Below are 20,823 nucleotides of genomic sequence, written 5' to 3' on the forward strand. Positions count from 1 at the left end.
AATCTATTCTGAGCCAAGGGCCCGTTTCATGATGTCAGCGCCGTGGTCAGGGCAGGCTCACCGCCGGGCTGGGAATACTGCCCGCAGGAAACGGCACGGTGCCCATACCCCGGTGTGGTGGATAACCGAATCTAGTTATTGACCACCACAGTTGTTCAGGCTTTGTAGTTTCTGGGCTGCATCTGGCCCACCGTCATGAAGCAGGCCCATGATCTCATCATTTTCGGAACTGAAGAAATCATGGCAGTGGTTGGCAATCGAGGATTCCAACTGCTGCGTAAAACGATCCGGGTTCAACCCGGGTGGTGCAGTGAAGCCTCGGTTTGTTGCAATATCAACCACCGCATAATAAGGGGATCTTTTAAAATCCAATCCAGCACTGTTATCAACAAGGAGAATGGTGTGAGGTAAAGCAGCCGCGACTGGTGATCGATCATAATAGTCTTTGGCGGTGACAAGGGCGGTATCAAGATACGGTGAGTTTCCTGAGACGGCACAGATTCGGGGCCCAGTTCCTTTGCACACTAGGTCGGATGTGTTCATTCCGGCCGTCCGGTCATTAGGAAAAGGTAAGATTTCGGTGGCCATACCAGCGATGGCACACACGAATGTCACGATCACCACGAGTGGTGTCATCCACATCGCCTTGAATTTCCAGCCCAACCATGCGCCTATCGCGGTAAAAATAGACACGATAATAAACGAGGATAGGATCCCGTACCACAGGCCGGAAACAATTTCTCCTCCAATGACTCCCAGGGAAACTCCGTCGTAGAGTGCACCTGAAATTGCATAAGCAAGCAGGAGGACAGTCGTGCCAAATACCGCTGCGAGAACAGCACCAACCGATGACTTCACACTGAGCAGCAGCGTCCGGCGCCGGGTGGATGCGCTGACAGTGTCCCACGGTGCTAAACCTGCGCGCCAGCGAGCCTGTCCAACCATAACGCCAACCCCAGCACACCAGGGGATTAAAATATGCGGAGCCCGGGTGAGTAGGTCAGCGAGCACAAGGTACGCACTCTCCCCCCACGAGCCCACATCAGATATCGCCAGGGCGATAATGAGCATACTGGTTAATACGCCGAAGAGGACAAGAAATTGAGCCCTGCGGAGGCTCGGAAGAAACGTGCCTTTCATGAGGCTACTACACCTCCACCTTTTTCTTAATCCATGCCGGGGACACAAAAAGTGCACACCCAAGAACGAAAATGACGGTTGATAGTACCCAGCCAAGCCCATCTGGGCCGCTCGGCCATTTCAGGTAGAGCCAGATCGAGCTGAGCGGATAATGGTTGTACTCAGGGCTAAAGGGGAGGAAGAAAAATCCGATCGCCATCGGCGCTGCCCATGTTATCCAGGAGAATAAGAATGAATATGTGATGAGCGAGACACCGATAAAGAATAAGCAGTTACGACAATAGGCGAATACGCCGAATTCGCCGCCGAACCCAGTAAAGAAGGCCAATCCACCGAGCACCGCGAGCACTAGCTGCACAAGAATGAGAACAATTCTTCGTGAGGAGATACTGCGCGTGACAAATAGTTCGTACGCGGTTTCCCGCCCAACCACGATGGAGAATGCTATGCCATAGAGAACAGAGAGAATGTACGCTGAGTCGTCAATTTCCTGGACATTACCTGTCCTCCAGACGACTAAAATTTTAAATGCTATTGCGGCCACAGCGAAGAAAACAACGGACAGATCAAGGCCGGTTGTTTTTACCCATATCCACCAGTGTTTCATGCGTTGTGTTCCATTACTTCAAGGTAGCGTTTCTCTACCTGTGCGACGTCGTTTCCTGATGATCCGCAAAAGTCGGACATTGTCCCGGAATAGACCCAGTGTCCATTGCCAACGATGCTGACTGTTTCGGCGAGGCCTGTGAGGTCTTCAACGATGTGGGTGGAATAGACCACAGTGGTGGTTTCTGCGATGCGTCCTACGAGCTTTTTTAGTGATGCCCGTTGGACAATGTCGAGCCCGGCTGATGGCTCATCGAGGAGGAGGATGTCGGGGGACCCGATAATTGAGCACCCAATGGCAACGCGGCGGCGCATTCCGCCGGAGAGTGCGGATATTTTGGTTTCCGCCATCGACGCGAGGTCACATACGTTCATGACTCGGTGAATCTCATCACCATTATCGATCTTGTGTAGCCATTGAATGTAGGAGAATTGTTCGGATACGGTCAGCCGGGACTTGGGAAGATTATCTTGTGGGAGGAAACCGACGCGACCATCCATGTGCACGTGGCCATGGAGTGGTGGGAGCGCACCGCCGATGGTTTTAAATAGTGTTGATTTTCCAGCACCATTGGGGCCAAGCAAGGCGTGGACTCCACGCCCAAACGTGCCGTTAATGCCAGATATCACCGGCCGGTTTTTATACCCGACAGACAAATCTTTCAGTTCCAGCACACCGATATCCTTACAATTGAGTTCACGTGAATGAGTGGTTATAGCGTAAATGTAACGCTGCAACTCCTGTGAACGATGTAATAAAATTACCCCAATAGGGTGAGACGAATCCTCGGCGGCGCGTGGTGATCCCCTGTCGGGTATAGCCCCTCCCCCTGCGGTCGGGGTTCATGGCTGGGGTGTCAGCGGTGTGTAAGGATTCGTGGTCCGTCGGCTGTGGCGGCGACAGTGTGTTCCCAGTGTGAGGCCCAAGTGCCGTCGGTGGTGATGACGGTCCAGTCGTCGTCAAGGACGGCGGTGTCATAGGTACCGAGGGTGAGCATTGGTTCGATGGCGAGGACGGAGCCTTCCTGGATGATGGGGCCACGGCCGGCGGGCCCTTCGTTCGCCAGGAAGGGGTCTTCGTGCATGTCGTGGCCGATGCCGTGCCCGCCGTATCCGTCGACGATGCCGAGGGACACGGTGTAGCGTTGTTCAGCCTCACGCGTTGCCATCTCAAGTGCGTGGGAGACGTCGGTGAGGTGGGCGCCGGGTACCATCGCTCGGATTCCGGCGGCAAGGACGTCCTGGGTGGCCTTATCCAGGGAACGGAGTGATCCGCCGGCTGGTGAGTCAGGGTCGTCGGGCAGGTCGTCACTCTGGAGTGCACCGTCGGGTCCGATGCCGAAGGACCAGGCGCTATCACCAACCCAGCCGTCTAGTGTGGCGCCGCAGTCGATGGAGATGTAGTCCCCTTCCTCAAGCACATCGTCGGCGGTGGGGATGCCGTGAACAACAACATCGTTGCGGGATGCGCAGATGGAGGCGGGGAACCCTCCATATCCGAGAAAAGTGGGCACGGCGCCGGCGTCCCTAATCACCTGCTCGGCGACAGCGTTGAGGTCTAGCAGGCTCACACCTGGTTTCGCAGCGTTTTTGACGGCGACGAGTGCCTGTCCGACGATGACCCCGGCTGCTTCCATCTGGTCGAGTTCGTGTGGTGTCTTTGCGGGGATTTTTTTGTTGCGGCGTCGAAATGCCATGGTGGTGTCCTTGTACGGTGTGGTGGTCGGAGAGAAATGCAAAGCTCCCCGACGTGTCCTGTGCTCGGCAGTGACATCGTCGGGGAGTCGAGTCGATTTACGAGTTGAGTGCTCTCAACGCTTCCATGGTCCGCGCGTTAATGTCGTCGACGGTACCTTCGGCGACAATGCGGATGATGGAGTCCTTGTAGTAGTCCAGCAGGGGTGATGTTTCGTCGCGGTAGACCTTGAGGCGGGTGCGCACAACATCTTCGGTGTCGTCGGCGCGGCCGCGGGCGAGCATACGCCCGACGACGACGTCTTCGGGTGCGTCGAATTGGATCACCGCGTCGAGTGAGGTTCCTAGCCCGTTGAGGATGGTCGTGAGCTCGTCGCCCTGTTCCACGGTGCGGGGGAATCCGTCAAGGAGAAAACCGTCTGCGGTGTCATCCTGGCTTAAACGGTCCTTGACCATTTTGACGGTGACGGAGGTGGGGACGAGTTTGCCGGCATCGATGTAGCTCTTCGCTTCTTGGCCTAGCTCAGTGTTGTTCCCGATGTTTTCGCGGAAGAGGTCACCGGTGGAGACGTGCGGGACTCCGAGTTTCTCAGAAAGGATCGCTGCCTGTGTGCCTTTGCCGGCACCGGGAGGACCAAGGAGGACGAGGCGCATGTTACTTCAAGAACCCTTCGTAGTTGCTCTGCATCAGTTGTGATTCGATCTGTTGAACGGTGGTCAGGCCGACACTCACAAGGATCAAGATGGCGGTACCACCGAATGGTAGTGACCCGTGGGATCCTCCAGAGGAGGCGATACCCATGTCGATCAGGATGTTCGGCACAACAGCAATGACACCGAGGTAGAGGGAACCGACGAACAGCAGACGGTTCATTACGTACCCAAGATACCGTGCGGTGGGGCGCCCGGGGCGAACTCCGGGAATGAAACCACCGTACTTCTTCATGTTGTCGGCTTGCTCGTATGGGTCGTATTGGATGGATACGTAGAAGAAGCTGAAGAAGATGATCAGCCCAAAGTACAGGATGATGTATTGCCAGCTGGCGGGGTTTTGCAGGTACTGGATGATGTCCCTCTGCCACCAGTTGTTCTTCACGTCGGTCTGCGAGGAGTTCACGATCTGCGTAATGAGCACAGGGACGTAGATCAGTGATGAGGCGAAGATGACGGGGATAACGCCTGCTTGGTTGACCTTCAAGGGGAGGTAGGTGGAGGTTTCACCGTATTGGCGACGACCGACCATGCGCTTGGCGTATTGGACGGGGATGCGACGCTGTCCTTGTTCAATGAAGATCACGCCGACGAGGAGGATGAGAACACCGACGACGACGAGGGTGAAGGCGAGTGCGCCGGAGCCGCGGAAGATGGCTGCACCGTCGGCGGGAAGGCGGGTTGCGATGCCGGCGAAGATGAGCAGTGACATGCCGTTACCGATGCCTTTGTCGGTGATGAGCTCACCGAGCCACATGACAAGGATGGCGCCGGCGGTCATGACAAGGACCATCACGGTGACACCGAAGATTCCCACGCCGGGGGCGAGGACTTTGACGCCTTCGCCCAGGAGTTGTTCTCGATCAGCGAGTGCGACGATGCCCGCCGACTGGAGGAGCGCCAACCCCACGGTCAGGTAACGGGTGTATTCCGTCATTTTGGCTTGGCCGGATTGGCCTTCTTTTTTAAGTTGTTCGAATTTCGGGATAACGACGGTCAACAGCTGTACGATAATCGACGCCGTGATGTACGGCATGATGCCGATGGCGAAGATGGATAGCTGAAGGAGCGCGCCACCCGAGAACAGGTTAATCATCGAGTACACGGAGCTTTGGTCTTGGTTGAGATCGTGTAGACGACTGCTGATGCTCGCGTAGTCGACTCCTGGCGTGGGGATCTGGGATCCAATCCTGTACAAGATGACCATTGCTACGGTGAACAAGATCTTCTTGCGAAGGTCAGGGTCCCGGAAAACCGAGAGGAAAGCGGACACGTATCCTCCTCATGACAATAAGGCATAAATTTTTGGCGCGGGGCGGCGACGTACACACTCTAGCAGTACGGCCGGGTGAAGGTTCATTGGCGCGGGCGATGGGATGCTTGTTCTGTCAAAAATGGGCGGCCCCTCCCACCATATGAGGTGAGGGCCGCCCATTTTCCTTCTGCGTGCTACTTTGTTTCAGTGACGGATCCGCCGGCAGCTTCGATCTTCTGCTGCGCAGAGGCCGAGAACTTGGTTGCAGTGACGTTCACGGAGACTGTGATCTCGCCGTCGCCAAGGACCTTGACGGGCTGCTTGGCGCGAACCAAGCCAGCGGAGACGAGATCAGCGATGGTGACGTCGCCACCTTTGTCGAAGTGCTTTTGGAGGTCCGCAACGTTGATGACCTGGTAGGTGATCTTGTTGGGGTTCTTGAAGCCCTTCAACTTGGGTAGACGCATGTGGATCGGCATTTGGCCACCTTCGAACGCTGCAGAGACCTGCTTGCGTGCCTTGGTGCCCTTAGTACCGCGTCCCGCGGTCTTACCCTTTGATGCCTCACCGCGACCAACGCGGGTTTTTGGCTTGTTAGCGCCCTTCGCTGGGCGCAGGTCATGAAGCTTGATGGGTTCGCTCATCGTTTCCTACTCCCCCGCCACTTCTTCGACCGTGACCAAGTGGCGAACCACGTTGATCATCCCGCGCACCTGGGCGGTGTCGGGTTGGACGACTGAGTGGCGAATGCGCTTGAGGCCGAGGGACCGTAAATTGTCCTTCTGCTTCTTCCTCGTACCGACAGTGCCTTTAACCTGTGTGATTTTCAGTGCCATGGGTTATGCCCCCTGTCCTGCGCGTGCGCGCAGCATACGAGTCGGGGTGACCTCTTCGACAGACTTGCCACGGCGGGCGGCGACCTCTTCGGGGCGCACGAGCTGTTTGAGGGCATCCACGGTTGCATGGACAACGTTGATGGCGTTGTCGGAGCCGAGGGACTTCGACAAAACATCCTGGATTCCCGCACATTCGAGAACCGGGCGGGTTGCGCCACCAGCGATGACACCGGTACCGGGGGCTGCCGGGCGGAGCATGACGATGCCCGCTGCGGCTTCACCCTGGACCGGGTGGGTGATGGTTCCGGCGATCATCGGGACGCGGAAGAAGTTCTTGCGAGCTTCCTCGGCACCCTTCTGGATAGCAGCGGGAACTTCTTTGGCCTTGCCGTAGCCGACGCCGACCATGCCCTGGCCGTCGCCGACGATGACGAGTGCGGTGAAGCTGAAGCGACGGCCACCTTTGACAACCTTGGAGACGCGGTTGATGGTGACGACGCGCTCGATGTACTGGCTGCGCTCGTCCTCACGGCCACGTCCGCGGCGGTTGCTGCGGTCGTTGCGTTCGTTGCGGCCGCGGTCGTTGCGGCCCTTATTGTTGTCGTTCTTGTCGGCGGAGCGTCCGCCGTCACGCCGTTCACGTCCCGACATTACGCGATCCTTCCGTTGTTGAGTGCGGTGCTATGCGTGGTCATTAGAATTTCAGACCACCTTCACGTGCGGCGTCGGCCAGTGCGGCGACGCGACCGTGGTATTTGTAGCCACCGCGGTCAAACTTGACAGTCTCGATGCCCTTTGCCTTGGCGCGCTCTGCGATGAGTTCGCCAACCTTGGCGCCACGTGCTTTCTTGTCGCCGTCGAGGGCGCGAACGTCCGGTTCGATGGACGATGCGGCTGCCAGGGTGTGGCCGACGGTGTCGTCGATGACCTGGACGTGCATGTGGCGTGAAGTGCGGTGCACGACGAGGCGCGGCGTGGTGGAGGTGCCACGGAGGTCCTTGCGGATACGGAAGTGGCGAGCCTTACGAGCCACGCGACGGCGCGTAGCAATGTCTTTACCGATGGGGAGACGCTTATTGTCGTTGCTCATTACTTACCCGTCTTTCCGACCTTGCGGCGGATCTGCTCACCTTCGTAGCGGATACCCTTGCCCTTGTAAGGATCGTCCTTGCGGAGACGACGGATATTCGCGGCGAGCTGCCCCACCTTCTGCTTGTCGATACCACTGATTGAGAACTTGGTCTGTCCGTCCACGGCGAACGTGATGCCTTCCGGAGCCTTGATGAGGATCGGGTGGCTGTAGCCGAGGGAGAATTCCAAGTCACTACCCTTGGCGAGGACACGGTAGCCGACACCGAAGATCTGCATCTTGATGGTGTAGCCGTCTGTCACGCCAACGACCATGTTGTTGATCAGTGAGCGAGACAGCCCGTGCAGGGAGCGGTTCGTGCGGTGATCGTCAGGACGGGTGACGACGATCTGGTTGCCTTCCTGAGCGATGGCGATGGGAGCCGGGATGTCGGTGTCCAAGGTTCCCTTGGGGCCTTTGACCTCGACGTTCTGGCCTTTGATGGTGACGGTGACGTTGGATGGGACCGTCACTGGTGCTTTACCAATACGCGACATGTGTGTTCACTCCTCCCCTACCAGACGTAGGCGAGAACTTCTCCGCCTACGCCCTTCTCGGAAGCCTGACGGTCGGTGAGCAGACCCTGGGACGTGGAAATAATTGCCACGCCCAGGCCGCCGAGGACCTGAGGCAGGTTGGTGGACTTTGCATAGACGCGCAGACCAGGGCTGGACACGCGGCGAACGCCGGATAGCGAGCGCTGGCGTGTGGAGCCGTATTTCAGTTCGATGGTCAGGGTCTTACCGACTTTGGCGTCTTCAACGGTGAAGTCAGCAATGTAGCCTTCTTGCTTCAGGATCTCAGCAATGTGAGCCTTGAGTTTTGATGAAGGCATCGAGACAGTGTCGTGGTACGCATTACTTGCGTTGCGCACGCGCGACAACATGTCGGCGATAGGATCTGTCATGGTCATGGATGTGACCTAGTGCCTTTCTCGCTGCGGTTCCCTTCCACCAGGGCGTTATCCTCGTTTCGGGCAAGCGACTGATGGGCTCACTAGCGCCGACCGTGATGGGTCATAGCGGCAGAAAATCCCCCCGACAATGTCACTGACTTCCTCCGCGTGTGGGGTGTTGTCCCAGTTAGGCGGGGTGGCAGGATTATTGTCGAGGGCTCAATGTGAACCACTCAGGGGCGCCGCACCAGCTCAATAACTAGCCGGCTCGCTGCTTGTCTTCGAGGGACGCTGTCAGGCGGGTGGGCCTACAACAAAGTAGATGTACAAAGACTCAAGCAGTGTAACAACCAGCATGTTTCTTTCAAAATCGCTGGCACTCGTGGTGCTGTGATACCGCTAAGGCCGCTGTGTGGTGGGTCATACCATCGTGCGGTGAGCAGACACGGCTACCGAACGCCGTCGCCTCGCACCACTGTGTCAAACTGGTTGACAGCCCAGGGGATGGTGAGGGGGTTAGGATAACTCATTGCTGTTCCGAGTTCGTGGGGAATCTCCCACATCTTGTTCTCTTTGACGGCCTTAACGTTGTTGAACAGTGGATTTTTCTTCGCTTCTTCGTCACTTCCTGCGTAGTCAATGAGGAACAGGTAGTCGAGTTCGTCGAGTTCCGAGAGGTTTTCGGCAGACAGATACCTGTAGAACTGGCCGTTGTCCCCTGTGTTGAGGTTCTCGGGGATGGTGAAGCCGAGCCCCTCAATAAACTGTCCGCGGCCGTCTTTCCCCGTGTACACAGCGAATTGACCGTGCATGGCGATAACGGGGGCTGCTTTCTTCCCCGTCATCTCGGGGTGTTTCGTGGCGAACTCCTCGAACGCCGCCGTGGTGTCGTCGACAAGTTTGTTGCCGTCGGCTTCTTGTCCAACTGCTTTGGCAATCTCTTGTGTTTGTGCTTGCCACGGGACTTGATAGTCAGCGTATTTATCAGGGTGAACGGTGGTTGGTGCGATGCTGTTGAGCTTTTTCTTGTCGGCGTCGTTCACTCCAGCGTTGACGGCGATAATTTTCGACGGTGTGGCCGCGGCAATTTTCTCGAGGATGTCGGTGCCCATCTCTTGGGATGTCGCGACCATGACGGTGGTGTTTTTTCCAGCGATTTTATCGCGAGCCCAGGGGCCGACACCGTTGTCTTTCTTGTCGTCTGTCCCCATGGGCATCAGAATGAATACTGGGGTCATTCCCAGGGCGAGGAGTGTACAGTAGTCACCCCATCCGAGGGCTGCGATGCGGCCACTGCCACCCGGTTCTTTATGTTTGGTGTCGTCTTTTTTGTTGCCACATGCTGCGGCGACGCTGGTTGTGGTGGCCAGTGCCGCGATGGCGAGCGAGGATGCGAGAAATTGTCGACGACTAGTTGGCACGGTTTCCCTCTCACCATGGGATGGGTTGGTGGTTCCCGAGCCCGATCCTTGCTCTGTCTGGATTATGGATCGGACCCAATTGCGATTGCATCAAGTAGTGTAGCCATACCTTATAGTGGACGTCTACATGTCCCGTTTCACCCACATACCCGCCCGCCACGTGTATGTGGGTTCATGTTATTTCACGGGGTGCGCACCAGCGTTCCCTATGCTTGTCGTGAATGTCTTCACTGTGGTGAAGGCAGTGTTGGGTGACAACACATTGTCGACGTGTAACCATTCGCAGGACACAGTGTCGGTGGAGACACTGACACTCATGTAGCCATGGTGGATGAAGTCGATCCACTTGAACCAGGGGTTGGCCACAGGCAGGAGCTCAGCGGCGGCGGTGGAGATATGACGGGCTGGTTGGTCGAGAAGACGGGACTGAGCGACGGAGTCAAAGAGGCCGTTAGCGGTGATGGATGGGGCCACAAATTCTGCCGCAATGACGTCTTTGTTGGCCCCGGTGCGATATTTCTGGATGTCTCGTGGGATGTCGTTAGCCCAGGAGGAGTGGATATCACCGGTGAGGAACACGACATTCTTCTTGGTGTTGGCAATGAGGTCAATGATTTTTTGGCGCTCTGCCATGTACCCGTCCCACTGGTCGGTGTTGAGCGGGATTCCCTGGTCTGGCAGGCCGATTTGCGTGACAAGCCAGTCGTGTGACCTTTGGTCGAGCCCGTCGGGAAGGGTCATGGGGGCGAACATGACTTCGTTGGCAATAACTTGCCATGTCGTCGGCGAGCTTGAGAGGACGTTGCCGAACCATTCAAATTGTGTCTGCCCCATCATGGTTCGGTCGGCTTTGCCGGCGGCGCGGATGAAGTCCGGGTCCGTCTTGAGGAACATCTTTTTATTGGTGTAGACCAGTTCGTAGTCCCGGTAGGTACGCAGGTCCGGAATGATGATTTCCATCAGGTTTCCGTACTGCAGCTTCCGGTAGAGGTGCGTGCGTTGGTTGTTGGCACTGACTCGGACGGGGAGCCATTCGAAGTACGCCTGGGTAGCAGCGGCCTTAAGACCCTGGTAGTTCTCACCAGGTTGAGCTGAGTTTCCGGCGGCACCGTCACGCCAGCTGTTGTCGGCGAATTCGTGGTCGTCCCAGATACAGATGAAGGGCTTCGCTGCATGGCAGTCGGCGAGGTCGGGGTCGCGGTGGTAGCAGCCTTGGCGGATGCGGAAATCCTGCAGTGTGGTCGTGCGGTTGGGTGGTTGGACGACGCGAACTTTTTCGTTGTAGGCACCGTTGTATCCACCGGTTTCATATTCGTAGGTGTAGTCGCCCAGGTGGAGAACGAACTCGAGGTCCTCACGGTCGGCGATGTCGCGGTAGGAGCGGAAATACCCAGCTTCGTAGTTGCTGCAGGAGACGACGCCGAAGTTGATGGTTCGGTTCCCTCCCCTGCCAAGTGCAGTGCGGGTTCGTCCAACGCGAGAGTAGCGGGGCCCGCCGTCTCGGTGGACGGCGAACCGATAGTAGTACTGGGTGTCGGGTTGGAGGCCTTTGACGTCGACCTTGATGGTGTGGTCGCTGCGCGCCGACGATGTTTGGGTGCCGCTACACACTATCGTGCGGAAATCTGGTGTGGTGGAGACCTCCCAGGTGACGTGAGTGTCGGGGCCTTTTTCTGAGCCCGGGGTAGCGTCGGGCGTGGGGGTGACGCGGGTCCAGATAATGACACTGTCGGGGTGGGGATCTCCGGAGGCGACGGAGTGCTGGAAGAGGTCGGTGTCACCGGCACCAAGGCCGGGCGCGCCCTGAGGTGTGGGGGCGTCGCCAGCGTGGGCGCGGGGGCCGCGGCGAACCAATGCGCTTCCTGCTGCGACCGTTCCTCCGGCGGCGAGTGATGTTCTCAGGAAGTTGCGTCGGGTGTAGGAGCGGCGTCTGGCGGGTTGCTGGGCTGGGGTGGAGCCCGGCGCGGTGGCCTGGGTGTGGGTGTGTGGTTCTGGGTGGTCAGGGGTTGTCGTCATGGGGGTCTTTCCGGGGTTGTGGAGGGGTTGGTGGTCAGGGGTTGTGTCGGTGGTTGGCTAGGTGACGTGGGCGTTTCCGTGGTCGTCGATGGTCACGGTGGCTTTCATGGCGGCGGCGAGGTTGATGCGCTGCCATGATCCACGTGGTGTTGGGTCGTCGAGTGGCATTCCTGCTGGTCCTGCTGTTTGTTGGATGATTTGTGCGCGTTGCTGGTAGGTGAGGTTGGGGAAGGCGTTGGTGAGGAGGTCGGGGGCGGCCTGCGGGACGGTCATGGGTGCGGTGGTGTCGCCGACGGAGGGGAAGTCGTAGTTCATGCGGTAGGTGTAGTTTCCTACGGCGTTGTCGTCGTATTTTTTGTCGGCGGCAACGCAGGTGGCGAGGGTATCGCCGCATCGCCATTCGAGCTCAGAGCGGATTTCTTGGGCTGCTGCCATGAGGTTGTTTCTCATGCGTGGGTCGTTCCAGCGGTCAGCGGCGGCGGCTAGGCCGGTCATGCGTCCACCGATGACGTCGAGGGGGTAATGCACACCGAGGACGATTCGGTGGTAGCCGGCTTCTGATCCGCGCGCGAGGAGTTGGTCGGAGAGTTCTGGAAGCATGGCGGCGAGGAGTGTTGTTGTCCAGGTGGCTTGGTTGGTGTGTCCTGAGGGGAAGGCTTTGGTGTGGCCGTAAAGGTTGGCGCCTGGTATTTCGTATTTGTTGATCTGGTCGGGGTGGTCGTCGTAGGGGCGGGTTTCGTTGAAGGCGAGTTTTTCGGCGATGGTGCTGCTGGCGAGTCCGCCGGCGCGTGCAGTGAGTCCACCGAAAAGCATGACTGTTTTGGGGAGGCGGTTCTCGTGGAGTGCTTGGCGGAATTCGTCGCCGAGTCGTTGTCCGAAGGCGTCGGCGAAGAGGTGGAGGACGCCTTCTGTTTCTGCGCGGGCATCGTTGTGGGCGCGGGTAATGGTGTTGGGGTCGGTCGCGGCGCCGTGGTTGATGCGGGTGAGGATGGCGAGGTTGTCGTTCTGGATGTCGGGGTGGTGGGTCATGAGGTCCGGGTAGGAACCGATGACGTCAGCGTAGATTCCGAAAGGATGGGAGCTGAGGTCGGAGAGGTACCAGGTGTATTCCTGGGGTGGGAAGGCGTGTGGAGTGGGGGCGTCGTCGTGGTGTACGGGCGGGTGGAGGTACGGAATGTTTGCCGTGATGTCTGGTGTGGCTGATGCCTGGGGTATTCCGTGGTGGGTGCCTAGTCCACCGGTTGCGATGGTCGCTGCGAGGGTGAGGGAGGCGATGGTGGTCCGCGTGGTTTGTCGTGGGATCGCGGTGTGTGAGGGGGTGGATGAGGGTGGGTGGGACATCCGGGCATACCTTTCGGGGCGCATGGTCGTCGCTATCGCGCCAGTACTGGTGGGAAGTCAATGGTATGGGCCCATAGTACGTCGTGATGGCGACGTGGTGTCGACGGTGCGGTGTCGTGTTTCTCAACACTGTGTTAATGGTTGGTGAATTGCTTCTTGTGTGCTGGGTTTTCGGCGATGTGTTGTGTGGTGTGGTGGTGGACACGCCGTGGTGTGGGGCGGTTGGTCGCTGTGGTGGGTGGGCTGCGTGGTGACAGTGGTGGGCATGCGTAGTCGGCCTGTGTCGTCGTAATACGATGGGAGGATGGTATGCGGATGGTCGGGGTTTGTCCTGTGTCTGCATCATTGGTTTCGCACGGAAAGGTCACCCTGTAGGTACGTCGAGTGAGCATGACTTCGAACACTCCATCGTCACAGTCCGATTCATCCCGGTCGTCTGCGGAGCCGGCGGGTTCGTCGCCGGCGGGGGCTACTCGCCTTACGGTGGCGATGCTGTCGTCGCTGGCGTTTCTCTCGTCGGCGGGCCCGTTGGGGACGGACATGTATTTGCCCACGTTTATCTCTATTGCGAGGGATTTGTCGACGTCGGCGTCGCTTGTTCAGTTGACGCTGTCGGCGTTCATGGTGGGCTTGGCGGTGGGTCAGTTGGTGGCGGGGCCGGTTTCTGATGGGGTGGGGCGGCGTCGGCCGCTTGTTGTTGGGTCGGTGTTGTTTGTCGTCTTTTCGGTGGGGTGTGCGTTGGCTCCGTCGATTGGTGTGTTGATTGTGTGTCGTCTGCTTCAGGGTGTTGCTGGGGGGTCGACAGTTGTGGTTGCGCGTTCGGTGATTCCGGATGTGGCTCGTGGTTCGGCTGCGGCGGCCGCTTTTTCGACGTTGATGGCGATTCAGGGTTTGGCGCCGGCGATTGCGCCGTTGTTGGGTGGTGTGCTCTCCCCTGTTGTTGGTTGGCGTGGCATTTTTTGGGTGATCGCGTTGTTTAACGTGGTGATGGTGGTGTTGTCGGTGTGTGTTGTGCCGGAGAGTTTGCCGGCTATGCGGCGCACGCCGGGCGCGGTTCGTCACCTTGTGCCGACGATTGGTCGGTGTTTTAGGCGGCGTGAGTTCATTGGGTATTGCGTTGCTTTTGCGGTGGGTTTTGGGGTGTTTTTCTCGTATCTCGCGGCGTCGCCTTTTGTTCTTCAGGATCAGCTGGGTCTGCCGCCGCAGGTGTATTCGTTAACGTTTGCGTGTAATTCGCTGGCGATTGCGGGGATGGCTGCACTTAATGGCAGGTTGGTGTCGCGGTATGCGGTTCGTTCTGTGTTGGTGTGTGGTCTTGTTCTCTTCGTGGTGACGTCGGCGTTGCTGGTGGTGGTGGCGGTGGTGGGGCCGTGGTTGTGGCCGACGTTGGTGTGTTTGTTTGTGATGACGGCGGCGACGGGGCTTCTGTTGGGGAATGCGACTGCGTTGGGTGTCGAGGCGGTGCGTGATATTGGTGCGGGTGCTGGGTCGGGGGCGATGGGGGCGTTGCAGTTTCTTGCTGCGGGTATTGTGTCGCCGCTGGTGGGGTTGGGGTCTAATCCTATGTTGTCGATGAGTGTGTGTATGGTGGTGTGTTCGCTCATCGCTATGTTGGGGTGTCTTGTTCTCACTGGGAAGGGTGTGGTGCGTGAGGGGGCGCGTGCATAAGAAGAAGGAGGAGGAGGGGGCGAGCAATGGTTGGTGTACCAGTGCTCGCCCCCTCGGTGTCGCAGGAAGCTGGAACCGTTTTAGTTGTGGTTGTCCTGCTTTTTGAAGGGGAAGCCGAGCTCGCGGAGCAGGGCGCGTCCTTCTTCGTTGTTCGTTGCCGAGGTGACAATGGTGATGTTCATGCCTCGGGGGCGGTCGATCTTGTCGACGTCCAACTCGTAGAACATGGATTGTTCGGAGAGGCCGAAGGTGTAGTTGCCGTGGCCGTCGAACTGTGTGTCGGATAGGCCGCGGAAGTCGCGGATACGTGGGAGGGCAACCGTCAGGAGGCGGTCGAGGAATTCCCACATGCGGTCGCCACGGAGGGTGACGCGCGCACCGATCGGCATGCCTTCGCGCAGTTTGAAGTTAGCGATAGCTTTCTTTGCGCGGCGGATCTGTGGCTTCTGGCCGGTGATGAGGGTGAGGTCGTCCAGTGCACCGTTGATCAGTTTGGAGTCGCGAGCGGCGTCGCCGACACCCATGTTGACGACGACTTTGGTGATGCCCGGGATCTGCATGACGTTCGCGTATTCGAATTCCTTGTTGAGGGAGTCGCGAATGTCGCTGCGGTACCGAGTCTTCAAACGGGGGGTGTAGTTCTCACTCATGGTTAAATGTCCTTCCCGGTACGTCGGGAGATACGGACCTTCTTGCCGTTCTCGTCGAAACGATAGCCGACGCGAGTCGGGTTACCGTCAGCATCGATGATCATCACGTTGGAGACGTGGATGGGAGCTTCTTGGGTGACAATGCCGCCCGACTCCGCGCCACGCTCTGGTGCTGAATTGGCAACGTGCTTCTTGATGCGGTTGACACCTTCAACCAGGACTTTGTCGCGTTTCGGGTAGGCCTCGATGACTTTGCCCTTTGCGCCCTTGTCCGGGCCGGAGATAACGATAACGGTATCGCCCTTATGGATCTTCATTTAGAGCACCTCCGGGGCGAGCGAGACAATCTTCATGAACTTCTTGTCGCGCAGCTCGCGGGCAACTGGCCCGAAGATACGCGTCCCGCGTGGCTCATTGTCGTTTTTGATGATCACGGCAGCGTTCTCATCGAAACGGATGTAGGAGCCGTCCGGGCGGCGGGTTTCCTTCTTGGCGCGGACGATGACGGCTTTGACGACGTCGCCGGCTTTGACGTTTCCGCCGGGGGTTGCTTCCTTCACGGTGGCGACGATGACGTCACCAATACCAGCGAAGCGGCGTGTGGAACCGCCGAGCACGCGGATGCACAGGATTTCTCGTGCACCGGTGTTGTCGGCGACTCGCAGACGCGATTCCTGCTGAATCACTAGAGTCTCCTAGACCTGGTTGTTGCTTCGTGCGCAGGATTTCCGACCCGTACGCACCTGGTCCTGCCTGCTTCTATGATGGGCTTGTCACCACTGGATCGTTGCGTGGCCCCTGTGGGGCGCGCGAGCACTACCTTGTGGTGGGTGCACCTCGTACAGACAACCTGAACAGTATGACATATGGGGGTCGTTCATCCAACCCTGCGCGCGATGAATCGGATTGGCCCCCATCCGACGGGCTGTCGATTTTCTATGACAAAGCCAGCGTTGCAAAGGGCGGTGTGAACGTCGCGCTCCGTGGGGATGGAGGTGCCAGACACTAACATTCTTTGGAGGTCGGCTTCGTAGTCTGCGTTGTCGCCCGTGCCGTCGTCGAGGAGGATCTGGGTGACGACGACGACCGTGGACACACTGTCCGGTAGAGCGGAGAAGACCGCAGGGGCGTCCCCCGCCGGGTCTGCCCCGTCGGAGGCGACGCTACCGGGTGCACCATTGGTGAGGTGAGCGCGGGACGCTGAATCGTCGACCTCTGGCGTGGGGATGTCTTCGCCCCATGGGTCGTGGATAATGACGACATCCGCATCTGAGATGCTCTCGGCGGTGGATATCCGTGGACGGCGGGTGTCGCTGATTTCTGCGAGGTTGAGCTGCTTACGGTCGGGATGGTCCACGATGGTCACTGTCAACGACGGGTTGGTGCGGGTGAGTTCGTCGGCGAGGACGGCCGCGCCTGGCCCGATCACCATCGCCGTCGAGGTTCCGGAGAGGTCGAGTCCTGTGGCAACGGCGGGGGCTAGCCATCCCATGCGAAGGTTCGCTCCTGCTGCGAGCCCGTGGGCCAGCCCGGGGTTGGTGTTCGTGCAGTGGGCTAGGGTGCGGCCGTCGGCGCCCAATCCGACAGGCTTGCCTGTGCGCAGCCCCTCCCCCAGGTGGATGAATGATAGTGCCTGCATGGCACCGAACCCGGAGAGATATCCACTCGCGGGCGAATGGGGATCAGCAAGTTCCATACCGAGTGGGGTCAGTCCGTAGACAAGTTGTCCCTCTGGGGTGGCGTGGTCGACGGTGGTCTGATTGTTATTATTGTCGCTGCTGGTGCGCTGGCTGCTTCCTGAGCTTTCGTTCCCGATGGTCACGAGATTCATGGCGGCGAGGTACCGCATGAACCGCACTAGTCGGCTGCGTGCGAATCCGGTGATGTCGGCAAGGGGCCCGGGGGTGGTCACTCCGTCATCGATGGCGGTAAAGATACCCGCGTCTGCTGCTGCTCGTACGGCGAAAGCGGGTGCGATATTAGCCATCGTCGCTAAGCGTGTGGTGGCTGCGACCATGCTCGCCCCTGGGTGTGGTGATGGTTGGCCGTCGCGCCAATAGCCGGTGATCTGTGTGTGCTCTGGTTTGACACCTTGTTCTTTGATGAGTGTGCGTATCCGACGTAGCTGGCTGGCTTCGCCCGCGCACCATACGTATGGGGTGCCTTCTGGCCAGGTGAAGGCTGCTAGTGCCTCGTCAAGGGTGTCTCCGTTGGAGCGTACAACCCAGTGGAGTTCGACATTCGGTGAGGGGATGTCGAGCTTTTGGATGCGCTCTGGGGTTGTGACTTCAATAAAGGCGACAGCGTGGAGGGAGGGGTAGCTTTCGAGGCACCGACCAATGGCGGGGAGGGCGGTGTCATCTCCGGCGAGCAGTATCCAGTCAACACCTTCTGGGAGGCCCCCGCAGTTCTTTGGCCCGACCATATAGATGCTGTCGCCGGGGGTGGCGGTCTGCGACCAGGTGTCTGCGAGGCCGGCGCCGTGGCGTACGAAGTCGATGTCTATTTCACCTTTGTCGGGTTTCCATCGGCGGATGGTGTAGGTGCGGAATAGTTCGTTGATGTCGGCGGTCCATTCCAGTCGTCCGTTGCCGAGTGATCGGGGGGCGGGGCGGTCGCCGGTGTCCGGGTGGGGGAAGATGAGGCGGACGTCGTCGTCGAATCCGGTGCTTACTAGTGGTGGGATATGGTCATCGCCCTGATGGTGAGCGTTGAATTGGGTGCTTGTGAAGGTGATGCGACGCATTCCGGGTGTGATGTCGTCGACGTGGGTCACGGTGATCTCCCGGAGGGTCATGGGGAAAATGTCGTGATGTCGGGTGTTGCGTGTCACGGAAGCTCCAATTCAAAAGTGTGACCAGTGCGGGATAGTCGGAAAGTGGCGTGGGTGGTTGTCCCCATCTCGGGGGCGGCGATTCCCCCCGGGCGGAAGTCCATCTACCATTCAGTATGGCAAGCCTAATTTACTACTGTGGAAGCGTGCGAATCTCCCCTAGATAGGTCTCTCTGGTGGAGCTTCACTACCGCTTATCCCGAAGGAGAGTTTAACTGTGGCAATCCCACCGATCGCGCCGTACTCGATTCCGCCTCTAGATGTGAAGCCTGCTGTTGATTGGGAGTTGGATTCGGGTCGCGCTGCGCTGTTGGTTCATGATATGCAGAACTATTTCTTGTCTGCGTATAGCCCCGCCGAGGAACCAGCTTCCGCCGTCGTGGCGCATATTAAGCAGTTGATTGCCCGTGCCGATGAGGCCAATGTGCCGGTTTTTTACACGGCACAACCTCCGGAACAGCAGGAGTATCGACGCGGCCTTCTCCGGGAGTTGTGGGGGCAGGGTATTCAAACGGACGATGAGGCGGGCATCATCGCTGATCTCACACCCATGTCCCATCACCATGTGATTACGAAGTGGCGGTATTCAGCGTTTTCCCGTACGGATCTTCGGGAGTCGTTGGCTTTTGCGAAGCGGGATCAGCTGATCATTACTGGCGTGTATGGGCATATGGGATGTGGTGTGAGCGCGGTGGATGCGTTCATGAATGATATTCAGCCGTTCATTGTTCGCGATGCCATTGCTGATTTCACCCGCGATGATCACGCTGCGACGATCAATTGGGTAGCGCGACGGTGCGGACGGGTAATCGATACTGCTGACGTCGTGAGCGGTTTGGAGGATCACGGACAGCCCTGTAGGTAATCCGTGGTTAGCAGGGTTTGTGCCGTGGTGGTCAGGTTATTGGTGCGCATTGACCCCGCTGTGGTACCGATTCATCGGGCAGTAGTGGTGGGCGTCAATGGGGAGATGAGGGGTTCGTGGGTTAGTGAATGGGGCCCAGTTGGTCGAGCGTCAGTTTTCCTGCCATCACGACAACCACCATCAGGATGATGATGCGCACGAAGCGTGTTCCTCGTCCCACGACCATCCGGGCGCCAATTTGTGCACCAATAATGTTTGTAACAGCGAGTGCGAGTCCCAGAAGCCACAGAACGTCCCCCTGGACAGCGAAGGCGAGGAGTGCGCCTAGGTTGGTGCACACGTTGATGATCTTTGCCCACGCTGCGCTGACCATGAAGTCGGTGCCCAGCACAGAAGTGAAACTGAGGATGAGGAAGAGGCCGGTTCCTGGGCCGAAGGCCCCGTCATAGGTGCTGATAGCTGCGATAAGGGCGAGAAGTCCTGCCCATCGGTGAGGAGCGGGGGCGAGGGTTGTGTGGGGGGACTGTCCAAATGTTGGGCGCAGCAGAATAAAGAAGCCGACGGCCACTAGGAGCACGATAATGACTGGCCGGATGACCTGTTTGTCGATGGTTGATGCAAGTAGCGCGCCTCCTATGGATGCGGTGATGGCAAGGGGGGCGTACCGGAGTGCCGTCAGGGCGGAGGGAGTGTTCCGTGTGAGGGTGATCGCAGAGCTTCCTGTCCCGAAGAGTGCTGCTATTTTGTTGATGCCGAGTGCTTGCGCAGTGGAGAACCCTGGATTGACAATCATGATTAATGGGATGAGGATGAGCCCTCCCCCACCGACGACAGCATCAACCCACCCGGCTGCGAGTGACCCACCAAGAAGCAGGGTAAAAACTGTTGGAGACATGAGGATTCCCTGAGGTTTAGTGGGTTGTTGTGCGCCGATTGCGTTCGTAGAGTGCGATCGCTGCTGAGACTGAGACGTTGTAGGAGTCGATGTGGGGTGACATGGGGATGGAGTAGGTGTGGTCGGCGTTGGCGGTGATCGTGTCGGAGACGCCGTGTCGTTCGCTGCCGAGGATGATGGCCATCCGTCCTGGGATGGTGCTGAGGGTTTCCAGGTTGTCCGTGGCACGTGCGGCGAATGTGCCAACAGTGATTTTTTCTTGACGGACGTACTCGAGGAGTTCCTGTGGTGTGGCGAGGACGAGGGGTAGGGAGAATACCAGTCCTCTGCTGGCGCGGATGAGGCGGCGGTCGTACGCGTTGGCAAGGCCGCTGTCTAGTAGTACGACGGCGGATGCGCCGAATCCCACTGCGCTGCGGGTGATGGCGCCAATATTGCCGACGAGGCGCACGCCGTCCAGGACGATAATGTCGCCGTCTGTCGTGGATAGGTCGCCCAGGCGTGTGATCTGTGGCGCTGGTGCTAGTGCGAAAATGCGGGTGCGTTTTTCTTTACCGAACAGGTTGTCGATGACCGACCGGGATAGGATGTGCACGGGGGCTTCACCTGCGAGGTTGTGGATCTCGGTGATTGTTTCGTCTGGTGTGCCCTCGCTGGCGTACAGGCTTTCTATGTGGATTCCGCTTCGCGTTGCTTGCTGAATGTTGTCGATGTCGTCGATCAGGATCGTGGTGGGGTGCTCGCGATGGTCTCGCAGGATGTTAACGATCCGACGGGGAATGTCGTGATGGGGGTCGTTAATGACCGTGCTCACGTCACGGGGGGCTGTACCGTCAACAGGGTCCTGTGGTGAGTTCATCATAGTAA

Annotated in this window: 24 protein-coding genes; 2 read left to right on the top strand and 22 right to left on the bottom strand. The window is 58.5% G+C overall.

The genetic code is table 11. The annotated features are described in order from the left end of the window. Positions 1 to 135 precede the first annotated feature (135 nt). The 16 genes from V5S80_RS05140 to V5S80_RS05215 all read right to left on the bottom strand — a co-directional run bounded on the left by V5S80_RS05140 (position 136) and on the right by V5S80_RS05215 (position 13,437). Positions 136 to 1,140: a hypothetical protein gene (locus V5S80_RS05140; protein WP_395169705.1), complete on the bottom strand. Its 1,005-nt coding sequence runs from the start codon at positions 1,138 to 1,140 to the stop codon at positions 136 to 138. Between the two features lie 7 nt (positions 1,141 to 1,147). Further along, on the bottom strand, positions 1,148 to 1,747 hold the full coding sequence (locus V5S80_RS05145; protein WP_395169706.1) for a hypothetical protein: 600 nt from the start codon (positions 1,745 to 1,747) through the stop codon (positions 1,148 to 1,150). Continuing rightward, the gene (locus V5S80_RS05150) at positions 1,744 to 2,421 is read right to left on the bottom strand and encodes an ATP-binding cassette domain-containing protein (protein WP_395169707.1); all 678 of its coding nucleotides are present in this window, start codon (positions 2,419 to 2,421) and stop codon (positions 1,744 to 1,746) included. The genes V5S80_RS05145 and V5S80_RS05150 overlap by 4 nt, the downstream gene beginning before the upstream one ends. A gap of 182 nt (positions 2,422 to 2,603) precedes the next feature. After that, positions 2,604 to 3,443 (bottom strand): type I methionyl aminopeptidase, encoded by an 840-nt coding sequence (gene map, locus V5S80_RS05155; protein ID WP_395169708.1) that lies wholly within the window; start codon positions 3,441 to 3,443, stop codon positions 2,604 to 2,606. 97 nt (positions 3,444 to 3,540) lie between these two features. Then, on the bottom strand, positions 3,541 to 4,095 hold the full coding sequence (locus V5S80_RS05160) for an adenylate kinase (RefSeq protein WP_395169709.1): 555 nt from the start codon (positions 4,093 to 4,095) through the stop codon (positions 3,541 to 3,543). A 1-nt stretch (position 4,096) separates the two neighbouring features. Further along, positions 4,097 to 5,425: a preprotein translocase subunit SecY gene (gene secY, locus V5S80_RS05165; RefSeq protein WP_395169710.1), complete on the bottom strand. Its 1,329-nt coding sequence runs from the start codon at positions 5,423 to 5,425 to the stop codon at positions 4,097 to 4,099. A 176-nt stretch (positions 5,426 to 5,601) separates the two neighbouring features. Next, the gene (gene rplO / locus V5S80_RS05170) at positions 5,602 to 6,051 is read right to left on the bottom strand and encodes a 50S ribosomal protein L15 (protein ID WP_395169711.1); all 450 of its coding nucleotides are present in this window, start codon (positions 6,049 to 6,051) and stop codon (positions 5,602 to 5,604) included. Positions 6,052 to 6,057: 6 nt separating this feature from the next. After that, positions 6,058 to 6,243 (bottom strand): 50S ribosomal protein L30, encoded by a 186-nt coding sequence (rpmD, locus tag V5S80_RS05175; protein WP_395169712.1) that lies wholly within the window; start codon positions 6,241 to 6,243, stop codon positions 6,058 to 6,060. Between the two features lie 3 nt (positions 6,244 to 6,246). Next, positions 6,247 to 6,894 (bottom strand): 30S ribosomal protein S5, encoded by a 648-nt coding sequence (gene rpsE / locus V5S80_RS05180; protein WP_395169713.1) that lies wholly within the window; start codon positions 6,892 to 6,894, stop codon positions 6,247 to 6,249. 43 nt (positions 6,895 to 6,937) lie between these two features. After that, entirely contained in the window at positions 6,938 to 7,333 is a 396-nt protein-coding gene (gene rplR / locus V5S80_RS05185; RefSeq protein WP_395169714.1) for a 50S ribosomal protein L18, read from the bottom strand. Next, positions 7,333 to 7,869: a 50S ribosomal protein L6 gene (gene rplF, locus V5S80_RS05190; protein WP_395169715.1), complete on the bottom strand. Its 537-nt coding sequence runs from the start codon at positions 7,867 to 7,869 to the stop codon at positions 7,333 to 7,335. Before rplF ends, rplR begins: the two co-directional genes overlap by 1 nt. Before the next feature lie 17 nt (positions 7,870 to 7,886). Then, positions 7,887 to 8,285: a 30S ribosomal protein S8 gene (rpsH, locus tag V5S80_RS05195; protein WP_395169716.1), complete on the bottom strand. Its 399-nt coding sequence runs from the start codon at positions 8,283 to 8,285 to the stop codon at positions 7,887 to 7,889. 431 nt (positions 8,286 to 8,716) lie between these two features. Continuing rightward, positions 8,717 to 9,688 carry an ABC transporter substrate-binding protein gene (locus tag V5S80_RS05200; protein WP_395169717.1) on the bottom strand — a complete coding sequence of 324 codons (972 nt, stop codon included), beginning with the start codon at positions 9,686 to 9,688 and terminating at the stop codon, positions 8,717 to 8,719. A gap of 177 nt (positions 9,689 to 9,865) precedes the next feature. After that, positions 9,866 to 11,704, bottom strand: a complete 1,839-nt coding sequence (locus tag V5S80_RS05205; RefSeq protein WP_395169718.1) for an alkaline phosphatase D family protein — start codon at positions 11,702 to 11,704, stop codon at positions 9,866 to 9,868. A 57-nt stretch (positions 11,705 to 11,761) separates the two neighbouring features. Then, entirely contained in the window at positions 11,762 to 13,045 is a 1,284-nt protein-coding gene (locus V5S80_RS05210; protein ID WP_395169719.1) for a phosphatase PAP2 family protein, read from the bottom strand. A 134-nt stretch (positions 13,046 to 13,179) separates the two neighbouring features. Beyond that, positions 13,180 to 13,437, bottom strand: a complete 258-nt coding sequence (locus V5S80_RS05215) for a hypothetical protein (RefSeq protein ID WP_395169720.1) — start codon at positions 13,435 to 13,437, stop codon at positions 13,180 to 13,182. Here V5S80_RS05215 and V5S80_RS05220 point away from each other — a divergent pair. Then, positions 13,436 to 14,713: a multidrug effflux MFS transporter gene (locus tag V5S80_RS05220; protein WP_395169721.1), complete on the top strand. Its 1,278-nt coding sequence runs from the start codon at positions 13,436 to 13,438 to the stop codon at positions 14,711 to 14,713. The two genes, V5S80_RS05215 and V5S80_RS05220, sit on opposite strands and share 2 nt — an antisense overlap. An 80-nt stretch (positions 14,714 to 14,793) precedes the next feature. Here the strand turns inward: V5S80_RS05220 and rplE are convergent, their stop codons facing one another. The 4 genes from rplE to V5S80_RS05240 form a co-directional block, all read right to left on the bottom strand. Beyond that, positions 14,794 to 15,363 (bottom strand): 50S ribosomal protein L5, encoded by a 570-nt coding sequence (gene rplE / locus V5S80_RS05225; RefSeq protein ID WP_395169722.1) that lies wholly within the window; start codon positions 15,361 to 15,363, stop codon positions 14,794 to 14,796. A gap of 2 nt (positions 15,364 to 15,365) precedes the next feature. Next, the gene (gene rplX, locus V5S80_RS05230) at positions 15,366 to 15,680 is read right to left on the bottom strand and encodes a 50S ribosomal protein L24 (RefSeq protein ID WP_012732417.1); all 315 of its coding nucleotides are present in this window, start codon (positions 15,678 to 15,680) and stop codon (positions 15,366 to 15,368) included. Continuing rightward, positions 15,681 to 16,049 (bottom strand): 50S ribosomal protein L14, encoded by a 369-nt coding sequence (gene rplN / locus V5S80_RS05235; RefSeq protein ID WP_395169723.1) that lies wholly within the window; start codon positions 16,047 to 16,049, stop codon positions 15,681 to 15,683. It lies immediately after the preceding gene. Between the two features lie 191 nt (positions 16,050 to 16,240). Beyond that, on the bottom strand, positions 16,241 to 18,196 hold the full coding sequence (locus V5S80_RS05240) for a siderophore-interacting protein (RefSeq protein ID WP_395169724.1): 1,956 nt from the start codon (positions 18,194 to 18,196) through the stop codon (positions 16,241 to 16,243). Between the two features lie 217 nt (positions 18,197 to 18,413). On the opposite strand from V5S80_RS05240, the gene V5S80_RS05245 reads away from it, so the two are divergent. After that, complete coding sequence (locus V5S80_RS05245) at positions 18,414 to 19,061, top strand: isochorismatase family protein (RefSeq protein WP_395169725.1); 648 nt, start codon at positions 18,414 to 18,416, stop codon at positions 19,059 to 19,061. Positions 19,062 to 19,182: 121 nt separating this feature from the next. Here the strand turns inward: V5S80_RS05245 and V5S80_RS05250 are convergent, their stop codons facing one another. Together V5S80_RS05250 and V5S80_RS05255 are read right to left on the bottom strand one after the other, a co-directional pair. Then, positions 19,183 to 19,956: a TSUP family transporter gene (locus V5S80_RS05250; protein ID WP_395169726.1), complete on the bottom strand. Its 774-nt coding sequence runs from the start codon at positions 19,954 to 19,956 to the stop codon at positions 19,183 to 19,185. A 16-nt stretch (positions 19,957 to 19,972) separates the two neighbouring features. After that, complete coding sequence (locus V5S80_RS05255) at positions 19,973 to 20,818, bottom strand: TrmH family RNA methyltransferase (protein WP_395169727.1); 846 nt, start codon at positions 20,816 to 20,818, stop codon at positions 19,973 to 19,975. Positions 20,819 to 20,823 lie beyond the last annotated feature (5 nt).

Source organism: Corynebacterium sp. PCR 32 (genome assembly GCF_037464985.1).
Lineage (GTDB): Bacteria > Actinomycetota > Actinomycetes > Mycobacteriales > Mycobacteriaceae > Corynebacterium > Corynebacterium kroppenstedtii_D.